Origin of the sequence: Crossiella sp. CA198 (assembly GCF_052078295.1) — a bacterium.
GTDB lineage: Bacteria > Actinomycetota > Actinomycetes > Mycobacteriales > Pseudonocardiaceae > Crossiella.
The window spans coordinates 240951-259323 of the sequence record NZ_JBQJIM010000017.1 but is presented as its reverse complement, the minus strand read 5'-3'; the positions used below and the strand labels follow the sequence as shown (position 1 = coordinate 259323).

Annotated in this window: 20 protein-coding genes and 1 tRNA gene; 12 read left to right on the top strand and 9 right to left on the bottom strand. The window is 70.6% G+C overall.

All coding sequences use genetic code 11. From position 1 onward, the window contains the following. Positions 1-172: 172 nt before the first annotated feature. Entirely contained in the window at positions 173-979 is an 807-nt protein-coding gene (locus ACTOWY_RS28350) for a Bax inhibitor-1/YccA family protein (RefSeq protein WP_441312660.1), read from the bottom strand. 323 nt (positions 980-1302) lie between these two features. Between ACTOWY_RS28350 and ACTOWY_RS28345 the strand changes: the two genes are divergently transcribed. Together ACTOWY_RS28345 and ACTOWY_RS28340 are read left to right on the top strand one after the other, a co-directional pair. Beyond that, positions 1303-2727, top strand: a complete 1425-nt coding sequence (locus tag ACTOWY_RS28345) for an MSCRAMM family protein (RefSeq protein ID WP_441312659.1) — start codon at positions 1303-1305, stop codon at positions 2725-2727. 3 nt (positions 2728-2730) lie between these two features. Then, positions 2731-3480, top strand: a complete 750-nt coding sequence (locus ACTOWY_RS28340; protein WP_247755745.1) for a class F sortase — start codon at positions 2731-2733, stop codon at positions 3478-3480. Positions 3481-3489: 9 nt separating this feature from the next. Here the strand turns inward: ACTOWY_RS28340 and ACTOWY_RS28335 are convergent, their stop codons facing one another. Both ACTOWY_RS28335 and ACTOWY_RS28330 read right to left on the bottom strand, forming a co-directional pair. Beyond that, positions 3490-4488, bottom strand: a complete 999-nt coding sequence (locus ACTOWY_RS28335; RefSeq protein ID WP_441312658.1) for a PQQ-dependent sugar dehydrogenase — start codon at positions 4486-4488, stop codon at positions 3490-3492. A gap of 87 nt (positions 4489-4575) precedes the next feature. Beyond that, on the bottom strand, positions 4576-5568 hold the full coding sequence (locus ACTOWY_RS28330) for a PQQ-dependent sugar dehydrogenase (protein WP_247755742.1): 993 nt from the start codon (positions 5566-5568) through the stop codon (positions 4576-4578). Between the two features lie 273 nt (positions 5569-5841). Between ACTOWY_RS28330 and pqqA the strand changes: the two genes are divergently transcribed. From pqqA to pqqB, 5 genes are all read left to right on the top strand, one after another. After that, positions 5842-5931 carry a pyrroloquinoline quinone precursor peptide PqqA gene (gene pqqA / locus ACTOWY_RS28325; RefSeq protein WP_185000163.1) on the top strand — a complete coding sequence of 30 codons (90 nt, stop codon included), beginning with the start codon at positions 5842-5844 and terminating at the stop codon, positions 5929-5931. A gap of 97 nt (positions 5932-6028) precedes the next feature. Then, positions 6029-6730 carry a pyrroloquinoline-quinone synthase PqqC gene (pqqC, locus tag ACTOWY_RS28320; RefSeq protein ID WP_441312657.1) on the top strand — a complete coding sequence of 234 codons (702 nt, stop codon included), beginning with the start codon at positions 6029-6031 and terminating at the stop codon, positions 6728-6730. A 5-nt stretch (positions 6731-6735) separates the two neighbouring features. Beyond that, entirely contained in the window at positions 6736-7020 is a 285-nt protein-coding gene (gene pqqD, locus ACTOWY_RS28315; RefSeq protein WP_441312656.1) for a pyrroloquinoline quinone biosynthesis peptide chaperone PqqD, read from the top strand. Then, positions 7013-8137 carry a pyrroloquinoline quinone biosynthesis protein PqqE gene (pqqE, locus tag ACTOWY_RS28310; RefSeq protein ID WP_441312655.1) on the top strand — a complete coding sequence of 375 codons (1125 nt, stop codon included), beginning with the start codon at positions 7013-7015 and terminating at the stop codon, positions 8135-8137. The genes pqqD and pqqE overlap by 8 nt, the downstream gene beginning before the upstream one ends. Continuing rightward, positions 8134-9030 carry a pyrroloquinoline quinone biosynthesis protein PqqB gene (gene pqqB, locus ACTOWY_RS28305; protein ID WP_441312654.1) on the top strand — a complete coding sequence of 299 codons (897 nt, stop codon included), beginning with the start codon at positions 8134-8136 and terminating at the stop codon, positions 9028-9030. The genes pqqE and pqqB overlap by 4 nt, the downstream gene beginning before the upstream one ends. On the opposite strand, the gene ACTOWY_RS28300 is transcribed toward pqqB, so the two are convergent. Then, positions 9027-9998: a DUF5937 family protein gene (locus ACTOWY_RS28300; protein WP_441312653.1), complete on the bottom strand. Its 972-nt coding sequence runs from the start codon at positions 9996-9998 to the stop codon at positions 9027-9029. The two genes, pqqB and ACTOWY_RS28300, sit on opposite strands and share 4 nt — an antisense overlap. Positions 9999-10164: 166 nt before the next feature. Between ACTOWY_RS28300 and ACTOWY_RS28295 the strand changes: the two genes are divergently transcribed. From ACTOWY_RS28295 to ACTOWY_RS28275, 5 genes are all read left to right on the top strand, one after another. Continuing rightward, positions 10165-11124: an endonuclease/exonuclease/phosphatase family protein gene (locus ACTOWY_RS28295; RefSeq protein ID WP_441312652.1), complete on the top strand. Its 960-nt coding sequence runs from the start codon at positions 10165-10167 to the stop codon at positions 11122-11124. Positions 11125-11331: 207 nt separating this feature from the next. Beyond that, positions 11332-12294 carry a Fic family protein gene (locus ACTOWY_RS28290; protein ID WP_441312651.1) on the top strand — a complete coding sequence of 321 codons (963 nt, stop codon included), beginning with the start codon at positions 11332-11334 and terminating at the stop codon, positions 12292-12294. Positions 12295-12525: 231 nt separating this feature from the next. Continuing rightward, the gene (locus ACTOWY_RS28285) at positions 12526-12888 is read left to right on the top strand and encodes a hypothetical protein (protein ID WP_441312650.1); all 363 of its coding nucleotides are present in this window, start codon (positions 12526-12528) and stop codon (positions 12886-12888) included. 67 nt (positions 12889-12955) lie between these two features. Further along, positions 12956-14155 (top strand): sensor histidine kinase, encoded by a 1200-nt coding sequence (locus ACTOWY_RS28280; protein WP_441312649.1) that lies wholly within the window; start codon positions 12956-12958, stop codon positions 14153-14155. Positions 14156-14160: 5 nt separating this feature from the next. Beyond that, positions 14161-14844 carry a response regulator gene (locus tag ACTOWY_RS28275; protein WP_185000173.1) on the top strand — a complete coding sequence of 228 codons (684 nt, stop codon included), beginning with the start codon at positions 14161-14163 and terminating at the stop codon, positions 14842-14844. A 4-nt stretch (positions 14845-14848) separates the two neighbouring features. Here the strand turns inward: ACTOWY_RS28275 and ACTOWY_RS28270 are convergent, their stop codons facing one another. From ACTOWY_RS28270 to ACTOWY_RS28250, 5 genes are all read right to left on the bottom strand, one after another. Then, positions 14849-15451, bottom strand: a complete 603-nt coding sequence (locus tag ACTOWY_RS28270; RefSeq protein ID WP_441312648.1) for a hypothetical protein — start codon at positions 15449-15451, stop codon at positions 14849-14851. A 39-nt stretch (positions 15452-15490) separates the two neighbouring features. Next, complete coding sequence (locus ACTOWY_RS28265; protein ID WP_441312647.1) at positions 15491-16327, bottom strand: oxygenase MpaB family protein; 837 nt, start codon at positions 16325-16327, stop codon at positions 15491-15493. Between the two features lie 44 nt (positions 16328-16371). After that, complete coding sequence (locus ACTOWY_RS28260; RefSeq protein WP_441312646.1) at positions 16372-17382, bottom strand: sensor histidine kinase; 1011 nt, start codon at positions 17380-17382, stop codon at positions 16372-16374. After that, positions 17379-18098, bottom strand: a complete 720-nt coding sequence (locus tag ACTOWY_RS28255) for a response regulator transcription factor (RefSeq protein ID WP_441312645.1) — start codon at positions 18096-18098, stop codon at positions 17379-17381. The genes ACTOWY_RS28260 and ACTOWY_RS28255 overlap by 4 nt, the downstream gene beginning before the upstream one ends. A 199-nt stretch (positions 18099-18297) precedes the next feature. After that, positions 18298-18371 (bottom strand) — tRNA-Leu (locus tag ACTOWY_RS28250). Between the last annotated feature and the right edge of the window lie 2 nt (positions 18372-18373).

Genomic DNA, 18373 nt, shown 5'->3' with positions numbered 1-18373 from the left:
GGCCACTGGCACGCCAGCGTCGATCATCCTCAGCAGCGTGTCACGGTGCTGGTGAAGGTCCTCCGAAAACGACATGGTCGTTGCAACCCCTCAGATCGAGGTGTTGCAACGACCACGTGAACCCGCCGAGCCGGGGGCCTTCCTCGTGTCTATCGGGTACCGCGCCGGAGCGTCAGTCCTGCCTGAAGTAGCTCAGCAGGCGCAGGATCTCCAAGTACAGCATGACCACCGTGGCGGTCAGGGCGAAGGCCGCGTACCACGCCCACTTGGCGTCCATGCCGGAGCGGATCATCTCGTCGGCCTGGTCGAAATCGAGCAGCAGCGCGAACGCCGCCACACCGATGATGACGATGCTGAAGATGATCGCGATGGCGCCACCGCTGCGGAGGCCGAGGCCGCCGGGCACGATGAAGCTCGCGACCAGGTTCGCCAGCACCAGCACCAGCACGCCCACGAGCGCGCCGATCACCCAGCGGGTGAGCTTCGGCGTGACCCGGATCGCGCCGGTCTTGTAGACGACCAGCATGCCGACGAACACACCGGCGGTGCCGATCAGCGCCTGCACCACGATGCCGGGGAAGCGCATGTCCATCAGGGCGCTGATCGCGCCCAGCGCCACACCCTGGGCCACCGCGTAGGTCAGCGTCAGCGGCGCGGAGGGCCGCGGACGGAAGGACAGGAACAGACCGACACCCAGCCCGATGAGCACCGCGGGCAGGGCCAGGTAGTAGGCCTGGAAGAAGGCGGTCAGGAACCCGGCGACCAGAGTGATGCCGAAGGACGTGGCGGTCTTCATGACCACGTCGTCCACGGTCATCGGACGCTCGGAAATCCCGGGCCGCGAATCGTACTGCTGGTAGCCGGGCTGCTCCTGATAGCCAGCCTGGTAGCCGGCGGGCTGGCCGCCGGTGTTGAACGTCGCGTAGCCAGACCCCTGGTGGGGCAGGTTACGGAACGCCGGGTTACTGCTAGTGCGCACCTGGTCCTCCTGGAGCGTGCTCGCGCCGTCATCCGGTACAACGTCCGAAAGTGTGGACCGGTTCCATGACAGGTAAAGCTGACTTTACTCGCTCCCGCATCGTCCCATGAGCACCCCCGTCTTCGCTCTGGGTTATGAGGACGAGTCCGATCGTGGCGGAAACGTAGGCCGACAAGATCAGCGCGATGCGCCGAATGGTCTAGACGTCAAGGTGAGAGACACCACACAGTCACCTGCTTGCTTAGTTCTAAAGGCCGATTGCGACTCGCCCGGGACGGCCGCCAGCATGCGTGGCGACAGGCCGTAGCAAGCAAGGAGCTTTCATGCCAGGCCTTAGAAATCTGCTGGTCGGGGCGATGAGCGTGACGCTCGCCGCCGGCGGCCTCGCGCTGGCGATACCCGGGTCGGCGCTGGCCGCCGGGGAGCGCAGCGGTGAGCACACCAAGCCCCAGGAGTACCAGGGCCGTCCCAAGGGAGATGACTGGATCGGCTCGTACACCTGGCGCGGCCGGCAGGTGTGGTGCGTCCGGTACGCCCTCGACGAACCGGGTGACGCGCTCGAGTACACGCCCAGCAAGGACGGGCTGACCACCAAGTGGAACACCCCGCTGCCCGCCGAGACCAAGGCCAAGATCTCCTACCTGCTGCTGCGCTACCAGGACACCGCCTCGAAACCGGAGGCCGCCGCGCTGGCGCACCTGCTGCACAGCTGGACCTCGGGCACCAAGGACCCGAAGCTGCTGGCCAAGACCAACAACTTCACCCGCATCGGCTACGACGTCGACTTCCACCTCAACGGGTTGTCGGCCGAGGCCAGGCAGGCCGTCGGCCGGTTGCAGGCGGACGCGGAGGCGCACTACGGGCCGTGGAAACTGACCGTGGCCGCGCCCAAGGACGGTCAGCTGATCGGCAAGCCGGGGAACTGGACCATCACGGTCACCTCGGCCAAGGGTCAGCCGGTCTCGGGTGTGCCGGTCAAGCTGAAGGCGATCGACGCCGAACTGGCCGGGGAAGCCAGTGACGGCGCCGTGAAGACTCCGGCGGGCGGCACACCACTGGTCGTCGCGGTGACCCCGAGGGGTCCCAGCCCCAGGCTGGTGGCCACCGTGGAGAGCCCGAACGCCGATCCGGTGCTGCTGCTGCCGAACAAGCCCACCGCGCAGCGGGCGCTGACCACCGGCGGGCAGACCCCGGTCTCGGCCGAGGCCACCGTGCCCGCGGTGACCCAGCCGGGCATCGTCAAGATCGGCAAGGTGGACGCGGCCAGTGGCGCGGCCATCCCCGGCGTGACGCTGCGGATCACCGGGCCGGACAAGGAAGCGCCCGCGCTCAAGCAGGACGGTTCCCCGCTGACCGGCGTGGACGGCAAGCCGCTGGTGGTCAAGACCGGCGATGACGGCCAGGTGTCCGTGGCCGACCTGCGCACCCCGCAGGAGATCTGCCTGATCGAGCTGATCCCGGCCAAGGGCTATGAGGAGGGCTTCGACCCGAAGAAGCCGCCGACGGTCTGCGGCACGGTCGCGCCGGGCAACACCCTGGCGCTGTCGCTGACCAACAAGGCCAACGTGCCGAAGAAACCGGTGGTGCCCAGGGTGATCCCGGCGGGCGACCAGCCCGACCTACCGGTGGCCCAGGCGGCCACCGTGACCCAGGTGGAACCGGCGGGACTGGTCGGATTCGCCATTTTCACGCTGGTCATGGCTACCCTGGGCGTCATGGCTCTGCGTCGACGTCTGCACCAGCGGTGACCCATGGGGAGATCGCTGTATCCCGGTGAGACCAAACGCGACAACCGCGCCCGGATGGCCGGACTCGGCCTGCTCGGGGTGGCCGCGGTGTGCGTGGCGGCCGGACTCGGCGCCTCCCAGCTCAGCACGACGGTGGTCGGCGAGCCGGTGGCGGTGGAGTCCCCGCCACCGTCTCCGCTGCGGGCCCGCCCGCTGACCGACATCGGCGACGCGCCGCTGATCCGCTGGGGCCAGCCCGGTGGCGGGAACCCGGCGCAGACCACCACCCCGGCCAAACCGGGTCAGCCCAACCAGATCGTGCAGCCGGCAGGCGGGCAGCGACCCGGCACGGTGCGGCTGCCCGAGGGCGGCACCGCCACCCTGGTCCGCAGGGAGGTGGCCCCCGACGGGGTGCTGCCGGTGCCCGACGGGATCCGGGACGCCACCTGGTGGGGCGCCGGACTGGACTCGGCCAAGGGCGCCACGGTGCTGGCCGGGCACGTCAACTGGAAGGGCTCGACCGGGCCGTTCGCCGAGCTGTGGCGTAGTGACAAGGGCCAGCAGGTCACCGTCAAGGACGCCACCGGCAAGACCTACACCTACCGGATCACCGAGGTGCACACCGTGCACAAGGACCAGCTGCCGCAGCGCGCGGAGTCGTTGTTCGCCCAGAGCGGCAACCACCGGCTGGTGCTGGTGACCTGTGGTGGCCAGTGGATCGGCGGCAGGCTGGGTTACGACGACAACCGGATCATCATCGCCGAACGCGGGTGAGACAGGGCCTCAGCCCTCGCTGCGCAGGATGCGGTCTGGCGCGGGCGCGTTGGAGGTGGTGATCCACAGCGACCCGTCGGGCGCGGGCTCCACCGTGCGCAGGCGGCCGAACTCCTTGTGGTACAACGCTTTCGGCGTGCCGGTGCGACCGTCACGCAGCGGCACCTGCCAGAGTCGCTGGCCCACCAGGCCGGCCACGTACAGGCTGCCCTGGTAGTAGGCGATATCGCTGGGGGTGGCTTCCTCGGTGCGCCAGACCACGAGTGGGTCGACGAAGCGCGGGTCGCCGCATGTGCCCTCGCAGAGCGGCCAGCCGTAGTTGCGGCCGGGCAGCACCCGGTTCAGCTCGTCCCACTGGGTGTCGCCCGCCTCGGCCAGGAACAGCCTGCCGTCGCGGTCCCAGGTGAGGCCCTGCGGGTCGCGGTGGCCGTAGGAGTAGACCAGGGTGCCGAAGGGGTTGCCGAGCACGGGTTTGCCGGTCGCGGTCAGTCGCAGGACCTTGCCAGCCAGGGACTTCGGGTCCTGGGCGAGTTCCGGGCGGGCGGTGTCGCCGGTGGTGGCGTACAGGTGGCCGTCCGGGCCGAAGGCGAGCCTGCCGCCGTTGCGCTTGACGCCCAGTGGGATGCCGGTGACCAGCGGCGCCGGTGGCCGGCCGAGGCGGAGCTTGGCGATCCGGTTGTCGGTCTTGGTGGAGTAGTAGACGAACACCGTGCGATCGCGCTGGTAGTTCGGCGAGACCGCCAGGCCGAGCAGGCCGCCGTGGCCGCCGGTGGGCTGCGCGTCGGCGATCTTCTGCACCTCGGTGGCCTTACCGCCGCGGATGCTGAGGATGCGGGCGGTGTCCCGTTCGGTGACCAGCGCGCTGCCGTCGGGCAGGAAGCCGACGCCCCAGGGCACCGCCAGTCCGCCGGTGACCTCGGTGGGTGGCCGGGTGGCGGCCTGGGCCGGGGTCGCGGCCAGCAGGCCGAGGGTGACCGCGGCGAGCGCGGCGAGCCGGGCAACGGGCATGGCGAACTCCTGGCAGGTGCCGCGGATGTGGGCGGGGGCCCGTGTCCGGTCCCAGGTCACGGGCCCCCTGTTCGAGTGACGGCTTGGTCAGTTGCCGTCAGAGGTGTAGATCCCACCGGGGGTGATGATCCACAGCGAACCGTCCGGCGCGGCGTTCGCGGCGCGGGTGCGGCCCAGGTTGGTGTAGATCTTGCCACCGGAGCCACTGGTATTTGTCTTGTATGTCCCGCCCTTGAGCGAGGCGATGTACAGGCTGCCCTTGTAGTGGGCCAGGCCACTCGGGGTCGCCTGCGAGGTCGGCCAGGTCTTGACCGGGTTGGTCATGCCGCCGGTGCCGCAGGAGCCCTCGCAGTTCGGCCAGCCGTAGTTCTTGCCGGAGTCGATCTTGTTCAGCTCGTCGACCTTGCTGGCGCCGATCTCCGAGGCGTAAAGCTGGCCGCCGACCCAGGTCAGGCCCTGCACGTTGCGGTGCCCGAAGCTGTAGACCCGGCTGTTGAACGGGTTGCCGGGCGCGGCCGCGCCGTCCTTGGTGATCCGGAGGATCTTGCCGCCGAGCGAGTTCTTGTTCTGCGCGTTGGCCCCGTTCTGGCCGTCACCGGTGCCCGCGTAGAGGAAACCGTCCGGCCCGAAGGCGATCCGGCCGCCGTGGTGGAACTGGGAACCACGCGGGATACCGGTCACGATCGGCTGCGGGGCCTGGCCCAGCTTGAGCTTGGCGATCCGGTTGTCGCTGCCGGTGGTGTAGTAGATGAAGACCAGCTGGTCGGCCGCGTAGGTGGGCGAGACCGCGATGCCGAGCAGGCCGGCTTCCTTGGTGACGCTCACCCCTGGGATGGTCTGAACGTCGGAAACCTTGCCCGCCTTGTCAATCTTGCGGATCTTCTTGCTGTCCTTCTCGGTGAACAGCGCGGTGCCATCGGGCAGCCAGTCCACCGCCCACGCTTGATTGAGTCCGGAGGCGATCTGTTTGATCGCCATCGGCGAGACCTCGGACGCTGTGGCGACCGGTGCGGTGAACGCGGCCGCGGCGGTGGCGGTCGCGACCAAAGCTCCGATGACTGTCCTGCGTCGAGCGTGCATCGTGCCCCTCCTGATCATGCCTGTGGAGTGCGGAAACGGCGGCGGCGATGATGGCGGCACAGCGTCGGATGTAAACGCTTGCAGTGGGTCCGACCCTAACCCAAGGCAAGCGCTTACCGCTAGGGCTGTCAATGCCGTCTGGAAAGTTCCCTGAAAAATACGATCGGCCCATAGCGGGATCAAGAAAAACGTGTCTAGCGTGGTGTCGCTCGCCATGAGCACAGGAGAGGGCGGTTCGGCGGCGGACCGCCCGTGATCCGAGGAGTGAGCGTTATGGAAACTCGTGAAGTGTGGACCCGTCCGGAATTCACCGAGTACGACACGCCCATGGAGGTCACCGCGTACGCGGCCCGCATGGACTGATGCTCATCCAGGGCTGGGAGCCACGGCCCTGTGGCTCCCAGCCCGCCTCCGCCGCCGCCAGCGCTGTCGCCAGTTGTCCTCGAGAGGTAGTGCGGAGATGGCCACCAGCCAGGATGTGTTGTCGCGTGCGGACTTCCTCGCCGCGTTGCAGGCTCTGTCCCATCGCTACTGGGGAACGCACCCCTTCCACCAGCGGATGCACGCCGGTGAACTGACCGAACACGAGCTGCGGACCTGGGCGGCCAACCGCTGGTACTACCAGTGCATGCTGCCGCAGAAGGACGCGGCGATCATCAGCAACTGCCCGCTGCCCGAGGTGCGCAGGCTGTGGCTGGACCGGATCGTCTACCACGACGGCAAGGCCGAGGGCGAGGGCGGCGCGGAGAGCTGGCTGCGACTGTGCCAGGCCGTCGGTCTCAGTCGCGAGGAAGTGCTGGACCAGCGGCACATCGCGCCCGGCACCCGGTTCGCGGTGGACGCCTACGTCAACTTCGCCCGGCAGCAGCCGTGGATCATCGGCGTGGCCTCCGGACTGACCGAGATGTTCTCCGGTCACCTGATGCGCCAACGGGTTTCCGATGTGCTGGCCGGCTACAGCTGGATCCGGCGGGAGGACCTGGCCTACTTCACCACCCGGATCGACAAGGTCTCCGGCGAGGGCAAGGAGACCGTGGACCTGGTGCTGGAACACTGCGACACCAGGGAACTCCAGGACGCGGCGGTGGCCGCGCTGAGCTTCAAGTGCGATGTGTTGTGGAGCCTGCTGGACTCGATCGAACGCGCCGCGGCGAAGGGCTGACCCCGATGAACGAGATCACCGGGACCTCCCGGCCGAGGCTGCGCCGCGGGGTGCGGCTCAGTTACGACAAGGTGCGCGCGACACACGTGCTGCTCTTCCCGGAGGGCGTGCTGGTGCCCAACCCGACCGCGGCCGCGGTGCTCGGGCACTGCGACGGGGTCAACGACGTCGACGCGGTGGTGAAGCTGCTTTCCGAGCGCTACCAAGGGGTTTCGGTGGCCGATGTGGCCGAGCTGCTGGCCGCGCTGATCGAGCGGCGGATCGTGGAGCTGGCGGTGGGCGATGCCTGAGATCCCGGTGTCCCCCGCCGAGGCCCCGCTGGGCATGCTCGCCGAGCTGACCCACCGCTGCCCGCTGCACTGCCCGTACTGCTCCAACCCGCTGGAACTGATCGCCAAGAACAACGAGCTGAGCACCGACCAGTGGCGCTCGGTGCTCACCCAGGCCCGCGAGCTGGGCGTGCTGCAGGTGCACATGTCCGGCGGCGAACCCCTTGCCCGCCATGACCTCCGCGAGCTGGTCGAGCACGCGAGCGACCTCGGCTGCTACGTGAACCTGGTGACCAGCGGGCTCGGCCTGACCGAGCCGGTGCTGCAGGATCTGGCCGATCGCGGGCTGGCGCACGTGCAACTGTCCATTCAGGACTCCGACCCGGTGCGCGGCAACCAGGTGGCTGGCGCCCGCGCGCACGACCGCAAGCTGGCCGCGGCGCAGGTGGTGCACAAGGTCGGGCTGCCGCTGACCGGGAACGTGGTGCTCACCCGGCTCAACCACGACCGGATCGGTGACATCATCACCATGGCCGAGGCGATGGGCGTGGACCGGCTGGAGCTGGCCAACACCCAGTACTACGGCTGGGCGCTGAAGAACCGGGCCCAGCTGATGCCGACCAGGGAGCAGCTGGCCACCGCGGAGCCGATCGTGCGCGCGGCGAGCAAGCGGCTGGCCGGGCGGATGCAGGTGGTCTACGTGGTGGCCGACTACTACGAGGACTACCCCAAGCCCTGCATGCACGGCTGGGGCGCGCGCCAGCTCACCGTGGCGCCCAACGGGGATGTGCTGCCCTGTCCGGCGGCCACCGCGATCAGCACGCTCAAACTGGACAACGTCAAGGACCGGCCGCTGGCCGAGATCTGGTACCAGGGCGAGAGTTTCAACGCCTACCGCGGCACCGGGTGGATGAGTCCGACCTGCCAGGCCTGCCCGCGCAAGGAGACCGACTTCGGCGGCTGCCGCTGCCAGGCGTTCCTGCTCACCGGCGACGCGGCGGCCACCGACCCGGTGTGCTCGAAGTCCCCGGACCGGCCGATCATCGACACCATCCTGGCCCGCCACCACCAGGCGCCCGAGCCACTGGACGCGCCACTGGCGATGCGCTGGCTGGCCGCCGAACGAGGAGCACGATGAAGGTTCTGCTGCTGGGCACGGCGGCTGGCGGCGGTTTCCCGCAGTGGAACTGCGCCTGCCGGCTGTGCTCGGCAGGCCGGGACGGCCTGCTGACCCACCGCACCCAGGACGGCATCGCGGTCAGCGCCACCGGCGAACGCTGGTTCCTGGTCAACGCCAGTCCGGACGTCCGGGCGCAACTGCTGGCGCACCAGGAGTTCCGCCCGAAACCGCCGCGGGACACCCCGGTCAGGGGCGTGCTGCTGACCGACGCCGAACTGGACCACTCGCTCGGCCTGATGCTGCTGCGCGAGGGCGACCGGCTCGACGTGTGGGCGCCCGCGGCGGTGCTGCACGGGCTGACCGTGGACTTCGGCCTGCGTAGCACGGTCGAGCACTACCGGCGCTGGGACTGGCACACCGTCTTCCCCGGCGTGCCGGTGCACCCGGCTGGCGAGTTGACGGTGACCGCGTTCCCGGTCAGCGGCAAGCGGCCCCGGTACGCGGCATCGTCCACAATGGACGGACCGTGGGTGGTGGCCTACCGGATCGCCGACCCGGCCACCGGCGGCGCGCTGGTCTACGCGCCCTGCCTGCGTGAGTGGCCTGCCGGCTTCGACGAGTTCGTCGCGGACGCCGACTGCGTGATCATCGACGGCACCTTCCACTCCGCCGCGGAGATGTCCGGCGCGACCGGCAAGAAGGCCGACGCGGACCAGAAGTCCATGGGGCACATCCCGATCGCCGGTCCGGGCGGCGGACTGGACGTGCTGTCCCGCTTCCCCGGCAAGCACCGGATCCTGACCCACCTCAACAACACCAACCCGGTGCTGGACCCGGCCTCGCCCGAACACGCCGAGGTGCTGACCGCCGGGGTGTCCGCACCGCCGGACGGGACGTTGTTCGAGATCTAGGACGCCGCCAGCAGCGCATCGGCCTGCGCGCTGCGCTGGTAGAGCACGAACCGGCCGTCCCGGCTGGCGGTGACCAGGTTTGCCCGGCGCAGCGCGCCCAGGTGGTAGGACACGGTGGCCGCGGCCAGCTTGTGCCGCAGCGCCAGCTCGGCGGTGGACCGCGGCGCGCCCAGGTCGGCCAGCAGCGCGGCCCTGGTCGCGCCGACCACCCGAGCCAGCTCGGCCGGATCCCGCCGGGCCCGCACGCCGACCCTGGCCGCCGGGTAGTACAGCGCGACCTGCTGCTGGTCGTCGCACTGGATCATGAACTTCGGCCAGCTGAGCACCGAGGGCGCCAGCACGATCGGCTGGCCGGACACGGTGACCTCCGCCTGGTACGGCTTGTCGATCGCCACCGCCGCGCCGGTCCAGCTGCACCGCGGATCGAGGGTGGAGAGCAGCTCGCCGACCCCCCGGGTGGCCAGCAGCCGGGCCCGGTCGGCGAGGTCGGCCTCGGCCAGCGCCTCGATCTCGCCCCAGCCCTCGGCCAGCGCCCGCCGCCAGAACGTGCCCAGCCCGGCCGCCAGCCGCCCGGCCAGCCTGCCGGTCTCCGCCAGCCGCCGCACCCGCGGCGACACCGGTCGCCGCCAGTGCTTCTCGGCGAAGCCCAGCTGCTGGGCCACCAGGTCCGCCGAGGTCTCGGCCAGGTCGGTGAGCTGGGCCTCCAGCGCCTCGGCGGAGCTGCCCGGCCGGGGTTGTGGGGTGAGCAGGTCCGGGGTGTAGTGGTTGCCGTCCAGCGGCAGCAGCTCGGTGACCAGCTCGACCTCGGCCGCGCCGAGCGCGTCCCTGGCCAGCGCGCCGGGATCGCCGAAGACGGGATGCCTGCCACCACCGGCGGCCAGGCCGAGCCAGGTGACCGCCTCCATGATCGGCGAGTGCGACAGCCGGATGTTCGCCACCGTCGTGGCGTCGCACCGCAGCAGGATCACCGGCCGAACATAGCGCGGATTCGAGCGGGTTCGAATGAGTTCCGCCGGCCGCCGGAACGCGGTTTTCTTGTCGTGGCCGGTGGATTGCCGCTCTGGGGGGCAGCGATCCACCGGCCACCGCACTGGCCCGCACCCACCGTTCACCTGCCGCCGTTAGCCTGCGCGCATGCGGTGGTCACGGCTGGTCATGTCGGTACTCGTCCTCACCCTCGGCCTGGCCGGTCCGGCCGAGGCCGTCCCCGCCGAGGTCCGGGTGCTCACCTGGAACATCTGGCGCGGCGGGCTCGGCGCGGGCGCGGACAACCTGCCCCGGCTGCTGGACCAGATCGTGGCGGTGCGCCCGGACGTGCTGCTCGCGGTGGAGACCTACGGCGCGGGCGAGCAGATCCGCCAGGCGCTGACCCGGCGAGCGGGCAAGGGCGCCTACTCCGGCACCCGGATCACGCCCAGCACCACCGGCGGTGACAACCTGTGGATCTTCACCCGCTACCCGGTGACCAAGACCTATCCCGCGCCCAGCGGCGGCAAGGTCACCGCGTTCAACTTCGGCGGCGTCCAGGTCCGGCTGCCCGGCGGCAGACCGCTGAACCTGTTCGACACCTGGCTGCCCTACACCGACCCGTGGAACGGCTACCTGATCGACGAGAACGCCGCCGCCATCCGCGCCGGCCTGGCCCCCCGGCACACCCCGGCGGCGGTGGCCGCGGCCGAAACCGCGCAGACCAGCTACCTGTCCGAGATCATCGCCCGGCACCTGCCCGCGGGCCCGGCCGTGCTCGGCGGCGATTTCAACACCCCGGCGGCCAGTGACTGGACCGAGAAGTGGCAGGACTGCCCGAACCACTTCGGCATGGCCTACCCGCTGCGCACCACCGACCTGCTGGTCGAAGCCGGCTTCACCGACACCTTCCGCGCCGCGCACCCCAGCCCGTGCACCGCCGAGGGCCGCACCTGGAGCCCGCAGCCCACCGAGCGGATGATCACCCCGCAGCGCATCGACCTGACCTTCGCCAGGGGCGCGGTGGTCACCGGCAGCCAGGTGCTGGACACCCGGCTGCCCCGGCACGGGCCCGGCGTCTTCTACTCCGACCACGCGGCCCTGCTGACCAGCCTCCGGGTGAGCTAGAAGGCGGATACTCTCTGCAACATCACGTGCCGCTAAGTAATAGCCTGCTCCTATTTGATAAGTTCATTTAGATGCCGCGCAGATGTATCAAACTCGCGGCGAGATGAGCTGGGCCTGGCATGGGCCAGAAGCGGAGCAGCTGTGGCGGGCAGGGGACGGCCGAGCCGGGCCAGTGTCTACCAGCGGTTGGAACACGCCCTGGCCGAGTTGAACACCCGGTTCGGCGGCCTGCCCAACCCCAAAGAAGCCCAGTCGATCTGGGACGACATCTGGCACCTGGAAGCCCACCACTCCACGGCCCTTGAGGGCAACACGCTGGTGCTCCGTGAGGTGCAGGCGCTACTCGATCAAGGTCGCGCGGTCGGCGCCAAACCGCTCGGGGAATACAACGAGGTGCGCGGCTACGCCGATGCCGCCCGTTGGGTCTACGGACAGGCACTCGAACCCGATGGCTGGCACGACGGCAGGTTGCTGACCCTCAGCGAAGTCAGGCAGGTCCACCACACCGCGATGACGCCGGTCTGGGACGTGGCCCCGCACAAGGACGCCACCGATCGTGAAGGGCCCGGGTGTTTTCGCGAGCATGACATCCGTCCGTTCTCCGGCGGGATGACACCGCCGGCCTGGCCGCTGGTGCCAGTTCAGCTGCAGCAATGGGTCGACGAGGTCTGCCAGGTGGGTCAGCGACTCAGCACGGGTGAGCATCCGGACCGGCCGTTGACCGAGGAGTTGGCCCGTCTGCACAACGAGTTCGAGCGGGTACATCCGTTTCTCGACGGCAACGGGCGCACCGGACGACTTGTTCTCAATCTCATCCTGGTCCGGCTCGGCCACCCGCCGGTGGTCATCTTCAAGCGGCAGCGGGACGCCTACCTCACCGCATTGCAACGAGCCGACACCGGTGACTACGGAGCGCTGGGCGAACTGATCGCCAGGGCGATGTACGACAACCTCAATCGGTTCATCGTGCCCAACGTGGCCGGTCCCGCCCGCCTGGTCCCACTCGCCGCCCTGGTGTCCGAGGACTTCACGCTTCCTGCTCTGCGTCAGGCGGCGCAACGTGGGCGACTTGACGCCGTGCAGGGACCAGACGGTGTCTGGCGAAGTTCACGCAAGGCCGTAGTCACGTACCAGGACAACAAGCACAAACGCCGCCGTTCGGCGGGTTGACCGTCCACAACAGACACCCAACCCACGGCGCCATTGAGTCCACAATGGCCGGTTGTCCGGACAACCCTCGCTCTGAGGACGCCATGCGGCCTAGTCCCCAGGTCGGAATCCTTCCGGGGGCTACCTCCATCGCGGGTGCCGAACTCGCCACCGGTAGCCGAGGTGCGCGGGCGGCGTTCCGGGGACGCTGACGGGGCAGACCTGGCGTGCGTGCCCAGGAAGGTGGTCGCGGTGTCCGCTCCGCTTGCGCCGGACCCCGGCGCCTACTCGGTCGAGCAGTACCGCGCGTTGCTGGCCGCCACCCCGCCACCTCGGCTGGAGGAGGTGCACGCGGCGGTGTGGCCGCGACTGTCACCGCAGGTCAGGCAAGCGGTGCTGGTCGGCTTCGCGCAGCGGGCGGGGGAGGAGGAACTGGGTGGAGGCGGCGAACTCGGAACGGTCGCGGCGGGCGCGGCCGGGGGCTTCGCCGGCGATCCGGCCACCGATTACCTCTTCGCGGACCCCGGTCCGGGCGATGCCGTGGCAACTCGACCACCAGGACCCGAACCACCCGGACCCACAGAACCGGCAGAACAGCGCCCCGAACACCCCTGACCTCAGCGCGCACACCGGCGGTAGGTTGGGGGGTACTGCCCTGGTCGCGCAGTGGTTCGGAGCCCGCATGTCCACACCGCTCGGCTGGCGTCCGCCGCGCCCGCTGCAAAACCTGAGTGCTCGCCAGGCGGACCTGCTGGTAGTGGTGGTCGTGCTGCTCGCGGTCGAGCTGCCGCTCGCCTTCGGTCTCGGCGGCGGCCCGCCGCCCTGGTGGGGCTACCTGGTCGCGGCCTCGACCGCGCTGCCGTTGCTGTTCCGCCGGCAGGTGCCGATGCTGACCATGATCGCGGTCAGCGTGGCCGAGCTGGTCTACATCGCGCTGGACCTGCCCGACATCTGGAGCATCTACGGCCCGCTGGTGGGCGTCTACACGGTGAGCAGGAACAGCGAGCCGCTGATCCGCCGGATCACGCTGGCGCTGGCCCTGCTCGCGGTGGTGCTGCACTCCGGGCTCGACCAGATGGACTTCCAGGAGTTCACCTTCCTGACCACCTGCTCGGTGACCGCCTACCTGGTGGGCTGGGCGGTGCGCACGAACGCCGCCTACACCGTGGCGCTGGAGGAACGCGCGCACCGGCTGGAGCAGGAACAACAGCTGGAGGCCGAGCGGGCGACCAGCGCGGAACGCGCCCGGATCGCCAGGGACATGCACGACATCCTCTCCCACGCGGTGGCGCTGATCGTGGTGCAGGCCGAGTCCGGACCGCTGGTGGTGCGCGCCGATCCGGCCCGCGCCGAGGCCAGTTTCGACGCCATCGCCACCGCGGGCCGGGACGCCATGGCCCAGCTGCGGCGACTGCTCGGGATGGTGCCGCGCGATCCGGCCGAGCTGCGCCGGGCGCCGCAACCGACCATGGACGACGTGCCGCGGATGATCGAAACGGTCCGGGCCACCGGGCTGCACGTGGAGCACAGCGTCTCGGGCGCTCCGGCGCCGCTGCCGCCGGACACCGAACTGGCGGTGTACCGGCTGATCCAGGAGGCGCTGACCAACACCGTCCGGCATGCTCGGGCCTGCCGGGCCGAGGTGCGGCTGAGCTGGTCAAGGGCCGAGCTGGCGGTGCTGGTGCTCGACGACGGGATCGGCGCGGACAACCCGGCGCCGGGTCGCGGCGGGCGTGGGCTGGTCGGGATCAGGGAACGGGTCGGCGCCTGCGGCGGCGTGGTGCGGATCGGCCCGCGCGAAGGTGGCGGGTTCATGGTGACGGCGGAGATTCCGCTGGCGCACAAGGACTTCCCGGTGAGCCGGGTAGAACGGGGGAGTTGACCGTGGTGAGCGAGCAGAGTGTCGAGCCGATCCGCGTGGTGATCGCCGACGACCAGGAGCTGGTGCGGGCAGGCTTCCGGCTGATCCTGGACAGCCAGCCCGACATCGAGGTGGTGGCCGAGGCCGAGGACGGCGCGAACGCGGTCTTCGCCACCCGGATGCTGCGCCCGGACGTGGTGTTGCTGGACATCCGGATGCCGACCATGGACGGCATCGAGGCGGCCAGGGTGATCTGCGCCGAGACCGAGGCCAAGGTCGTCATGCTGACCACCTACGACCTGGACGAGTACCTCTACGACGCGCTGCACGCCGGGGTGAGCGGCTTCCTGCTCAAGGACGTGCGCCGGGACGACCTGGTGCACGCGGTGCGGGTGGTGGTCACCGGCGAGGCGATGCTGGCCCCGTCGATGACCCGCCGCCTGGTGCAGGACGTGGTCAGCCGCGCGTTGCGGCCCACCCCGGACAACCCGGACCCGCGCCTGGACACGCTGACCGCGCGCGAGGCGCAGACCCTGGAGCTGGTGGCCCGCGGGCTGTCCAACGCGGAGATCGCCAAGGCCATGGTGCTGTCAGAGCACACGGTGAAGACGCACGTCAGCAGCCTGCTGACCAAGTTGGACCTGCGGGACCGGGTGCAGGCGGTGGTCTTCGCCTACGAGTACGGCGTGGTGGGCAGCGGCCGGGTCTGAGCACTCAGCGGGATCGGGCCAGCCGGTCCCTGATCCGCATCCGCACGGCCTGCCACACCTGACCGGCCACCGACGGCCGCCGCGTGCCGCCCCTGGCCCGCGCGGGCATCCGGCGACCGTGCAACTCCCCCGCGACCTCGGCCGCCACCCGCGGATGTCCCAGCGGCACCGGCGCGGCGCCGCGGTCGAGCACCTTCACCCGGACCCCGTGCCCGATGAGCACCTGCTCGATCGGCCGGGACCGGGGTTCCGGGCCGACCAGCAGCACCGAGCGGACCTGCCTGGCCTCGCCGTCGGCGAAGGACTCGGTGGCCAGCAGCAAGGCCGGTTCGGCTGCCGTGCCCTCGGCCACCAGGTCGATCGGGCCGCCGCCCTCGGCCAGGCGTTCCAGCACGTCCCTGGCCCTGGGCATGGCGGCCTCGGCGGCGGGCAGGCGCAGCCAGGCGATGTGCGTGGAGCGGGCGATGCCCCGCCAGCTGGCAGGCAGGTGGCCGTGCCTGCCCAGGCCCGCTGGATCAAGGACGAAGAGCACATCGGCGTCTTCGGGTCCCTGTTCCACCAGGTCCGGGCCCTGGGCTCGGGTGGGCTTGGATTCGGGTGCGCTCATGGCCTGCCTTTCCGGGTGACCCCCGCGGGGGGATACCCACTAGGCCGTTCGGTCACACACCGAGGCGATCCGGGCCTGCGCCGCCCGATAGTGCGGCCCCTGCCGGAGTGAGGTGGGCAGGGCCAGCAGCACCAGCCGCAGCGAGCGGGCCAGCGCGGTCGCGGTCAGTTCGGTGCCGGGCAGCCCGGTCAGGCCGTAGCCGCGGCGGGCCCAGTCCGGCAGCAGCGAGTAGCTCAGCGCGGCCAGCGCGGCCCAGGCCGGGCGGGCCGGGGTGAACAGCTGCACCGGCGTCGGCATCGGCGGGAACAGCAGGAACCGGGCGGTGCGCCGGGCCGCCGCGGTGCACCGGATCACCGGGCGCATCCGGGCGAAGTAGTCGGCCAGCGCGGCCACCGAATCCGGCACCATCGCCTCGGGCACGCCGACCAGCCGGGCCGCGCGGACCTGTTCGGCCAGGTAGGCGTCGGCCTCGGCGGCACGCAGCCGCATCCCGCTGCGCCGGGCGGTGTCCAGGAAGGAGTCGACCTCGCAGTTGTGCACCCACAGCAGCAGTTCCGGATCGGTGACCCGGTAGGCCTGGCCGGTCTCCGGCTCCACCCCGGTGAGCCCGCGATGCGCCCGCCGGACCACCGCGCCGATGGCCTGGGCCTGGCTGAGCGAGCCGTAGGTGACGGTGCCGACGTACTCGGCGGTGCGGATCAGCCTGCCCCACGGGTCGGCCTGGAACTGGGAGTGCTGCGCCACCCCTGCCATCGCCAGCGGGTGCAGCGCCTGCAGGAACAGCGCTCGCAGGCCGCCGAGGAACAGCACCGGATCCGAGTGCACCCGCCAGGTGACCGAGTCCGGCCCGAAAAGTCCTGTCTCTTCCGCGCCCATTGCCACTCAGTGTCGCATCGCAAGGACACTTTCGAGTGAAACTTTCAGCGGGCCAGTGGCAACAGGATCTCGAACCGGCATCCCGGACCGTGATTGCTGGCGCTGATCCGGCCGTGGTGGGCCTCGACCAGCCCCCTGGCTATGGCAAGGCCCAGACCGGCTCCGGCGGCCTGCTCGGGCTCTGGAGTCCGTGCCGCGCTGCCCCGGTAGGCCACGTCGAAGACCCGGGGCAGTTCGCCGTCGGGGATGCCACCGCAGCCGTCGTCCACGGCCAGCCAGCCCTGCCCGTCCACCTCGCCCGCGGCCACCGCGACCACGCCGCCGCGATCGGTGTGCCGGATGGCGTTGCTGAGCAGGTTGCGCAGCACCCGGCTCAGCTCGCGCGCGCTGCCGTGCACCACCGGCCACTCGCTGGGCACCTCGGCCAGGGTGACCCCGGCCCGCTGCGCGACGGCGGCCTGCGCGGCCACCTCCTCGCTGACCAGGTCGCGCAGTGGCAGCGCGGTCAATTCCAGGTTGAGCGCGCCCGCGGTGATCCGGGAGAGCTGGAAGAGGTCGTCGACCATGGCGGAGACCCGTTCGGTCTCCCGGCCGATGCCCAGCAGGTAGCCGCGCACCTCGGCGGGTTCGGTGACCACGCCGTCGGTGAGCGCCTCGGTCATCGCGCGCATGCCTGCCAGCGGGGTGCGCAGGTCGTGGCTGATCCAGGCGACCAGTTCGCGCCGGGCCGCCTCGGCCGCGCGTTCCCTGGCCCTGGCCTCGCGTTCCCACACGCTGCGCCGGGCGATGGCCCGGCCGAAGAGCATCGCGGCGGGCACGGTGACCAGGCCGACCAGCACGCAGATCACCACGGTGGTGGTGAGCTGGCTGGTGAACATGAACCCGCTGACCGCGGTCACCCCGGCCAGCGTGGCCAGCAGCGGGGTGAGCACCGCGACGGTGATGGCCGCGGTGAGCGAGCGGTCCCGGCACCAGTGCAGGAACACCGCGCCGAGCAGCGCGACCGGGACGGAGAAGCTCAGCGCGTAGGTGGCCGCGTGCACCAGTTCGCTCATGCCGGACCCGGGTCATAGCGGTAGCCGACGCCCCAGACGGTGGCGATGCGCACCGGGTTGGCCGGGTCGGGTTCGATCTTCTCCCGCAGCCTGCGCACGTGCACGGTGACCGTGGCCGCGTCGCCGAAGTCCCAGCCCCACACCAGTTCCAGCAACCTGGCCCTGGTGTAGACCTCGCCGGGATGGGCGATCAGGAAGGCGAGCAGGTCGAACTCGCGGGTGGTCAGCGCCAGTTCGGCGCCGCCCCGCCTCGCGCGGCGGGCCACCGGGTCCAGCCGCAGGTCGCCGTCGGCGAGGTGGTCCAGCCGGGGCGGCGGCGCGGGCACCCGCAGCCGCCGCAGCACCGAGTTGACCCGCAGCACCAGCTCGCGCGGGCTGAACGGTTTGGTCACGTAGTCGTCCGCGCCGAGCTGGAGCCCGGCCACCCGGTCCTCCTCCTCGCCGAGCGCGGTGAGCATGACCACCGGCACCGCGCTGTGCCTGCGCAGCCTGCGGCAGACCTCCAGGCCGTCGATGCCGGGCAGCATCAGGTCGAGCACCACCAGGTCGGCCGCGGCCTGCTCGAACAGGGCCAGCGCCTGCTCGCCGTCACCGGCCACCCGGACCTGGTGCCCGGCACCCTCCAGGTAGCGGCGGACCACGTCGCGCACGGTGAGGTCGTCGTCCACGACCAGCACCCGTCCGCGCACCTGCGCCTGTCCCGGCTTCTGTTCCACCGGATCAGCCTAGGACGGCGGGTGCGCACCGGTCCGGCGACAACCATGACGGTTCTCTTTCGGATGACCGGGCGATCACCCCGCCTAATGATCAACTACAGTTGGTAATGGTTATCAGGAAAGACAGAAGCGGCGCCGTTCGCCTAGGTGTCAGCCGAACGGAATCGTGCTGACCTGGGCGGACGACGCCGCTGTTGAGTGCCCCCGGACGGATTCGAACCGTCACTCGGACCCTTTTAAGGGGCCTGCCTCTACCGATTGGGCTACGGGGGCAG

Bases quoted from the DNA above. Each gene is read 5' to 3' on its own strand.
- pqqD (WP_441312656.1), top strand. From the start codon at position 6,736: ATGAACGAGATCACCGGGACCTCCCGGCCGAGGCTGCGCCGCGGGGTG.
- pqqA (WP_185000163.1), top strand. From the start codon at position 5,842: ATGGAAACTCGTGAAGTGTGGACCCGTCCGGAATTCACCGAGTACGAC.
- ACTOWY_RS28260 (WP_441312646.1), bottom strand. From the start codon at position 17,382: ATGAGCGAACTGGTGCACGCGGCCACCTACGCGCTGAGCTTCTCCGTC.
- ACTOWY_RS28340 (WP_247755745.1), top strand. From the start codon at position 2,731: ATGGGGAGATCGCTGTATCCCGGTGAGACCAAACGCGACAACCGCGCC.
- pqqB (WP_441312654.1), top strand. From the start codon at position 8,134: ATGAAGGTTCTGCTGCTGGGCACGGCGGCTGGCGGCGGTTTCCCGCAG.
- ACTOWY_RS28335 (WP_441312658.1), bottom strand. From the start codon at position 4,488: ATGCCCGTTGCCCGGCTCGCCGCGCTCGCCGCGGTCACCCTCGGCCTG.
- pqqE (WP_441312655.1), top strand. From the start codon at position 7,013: ATGCCTGAGATCCCGGTGTCCCCCGCCGAGGCCCCGCTGGGCATGCTC.
- pqqC (WP_441312657.1), top strand. From the start codon at position 6,029: ATGGCCACCAGCCAGGATGTGTTGTCGCGTGCGGACTTCCTCGCCGCG.
- ACTOWY_RS28265 (WP_441312647.1), bottom strand. From the start codon at position 16,327: ATGGGCGCGGAAGAGACAGGACTTTTCGGGCCGGACTCGGTCACCTGG.
- ACTOWY_RS28295 (WP_441312652.1), top strand. From the start codon at position 10,165: ATGCGGTGGTCACGGCTGGTCATGTCGGTACTCGTCCTCACCCTCGGC.
- ACTOWY_RS28330 (WP_247755742.1), bottom strand. From the start codon at position 5,568: ATGCACGCTCGACGCAGGACAGTCATCGGAGCTTTGGTCGCGACCGCC.
- ACTOWY_RS28345 (WP_441312659.1), top strand. From the start codon at position 1,303: ATGCCAGGCCTTAGAAATCTGCTGGTCGGGGCGATGAGCGTGACGCTC.
- ACTOWY_RS28270 (WP_441312648.1), bottom strand. From the start codon at position 15,451: ATGAGCGCACCCGAATCCAAGCCCACCCGAGCCCAGGGCCCGGACCTG.
- ACTOWY_RS28280 (WP_441312649.1), top strand. From the start codon at position 12,956: ATGTCCACACCGCTCGGCTGGCGTCCGCCGCGCCCGCTGCAAAACCTG.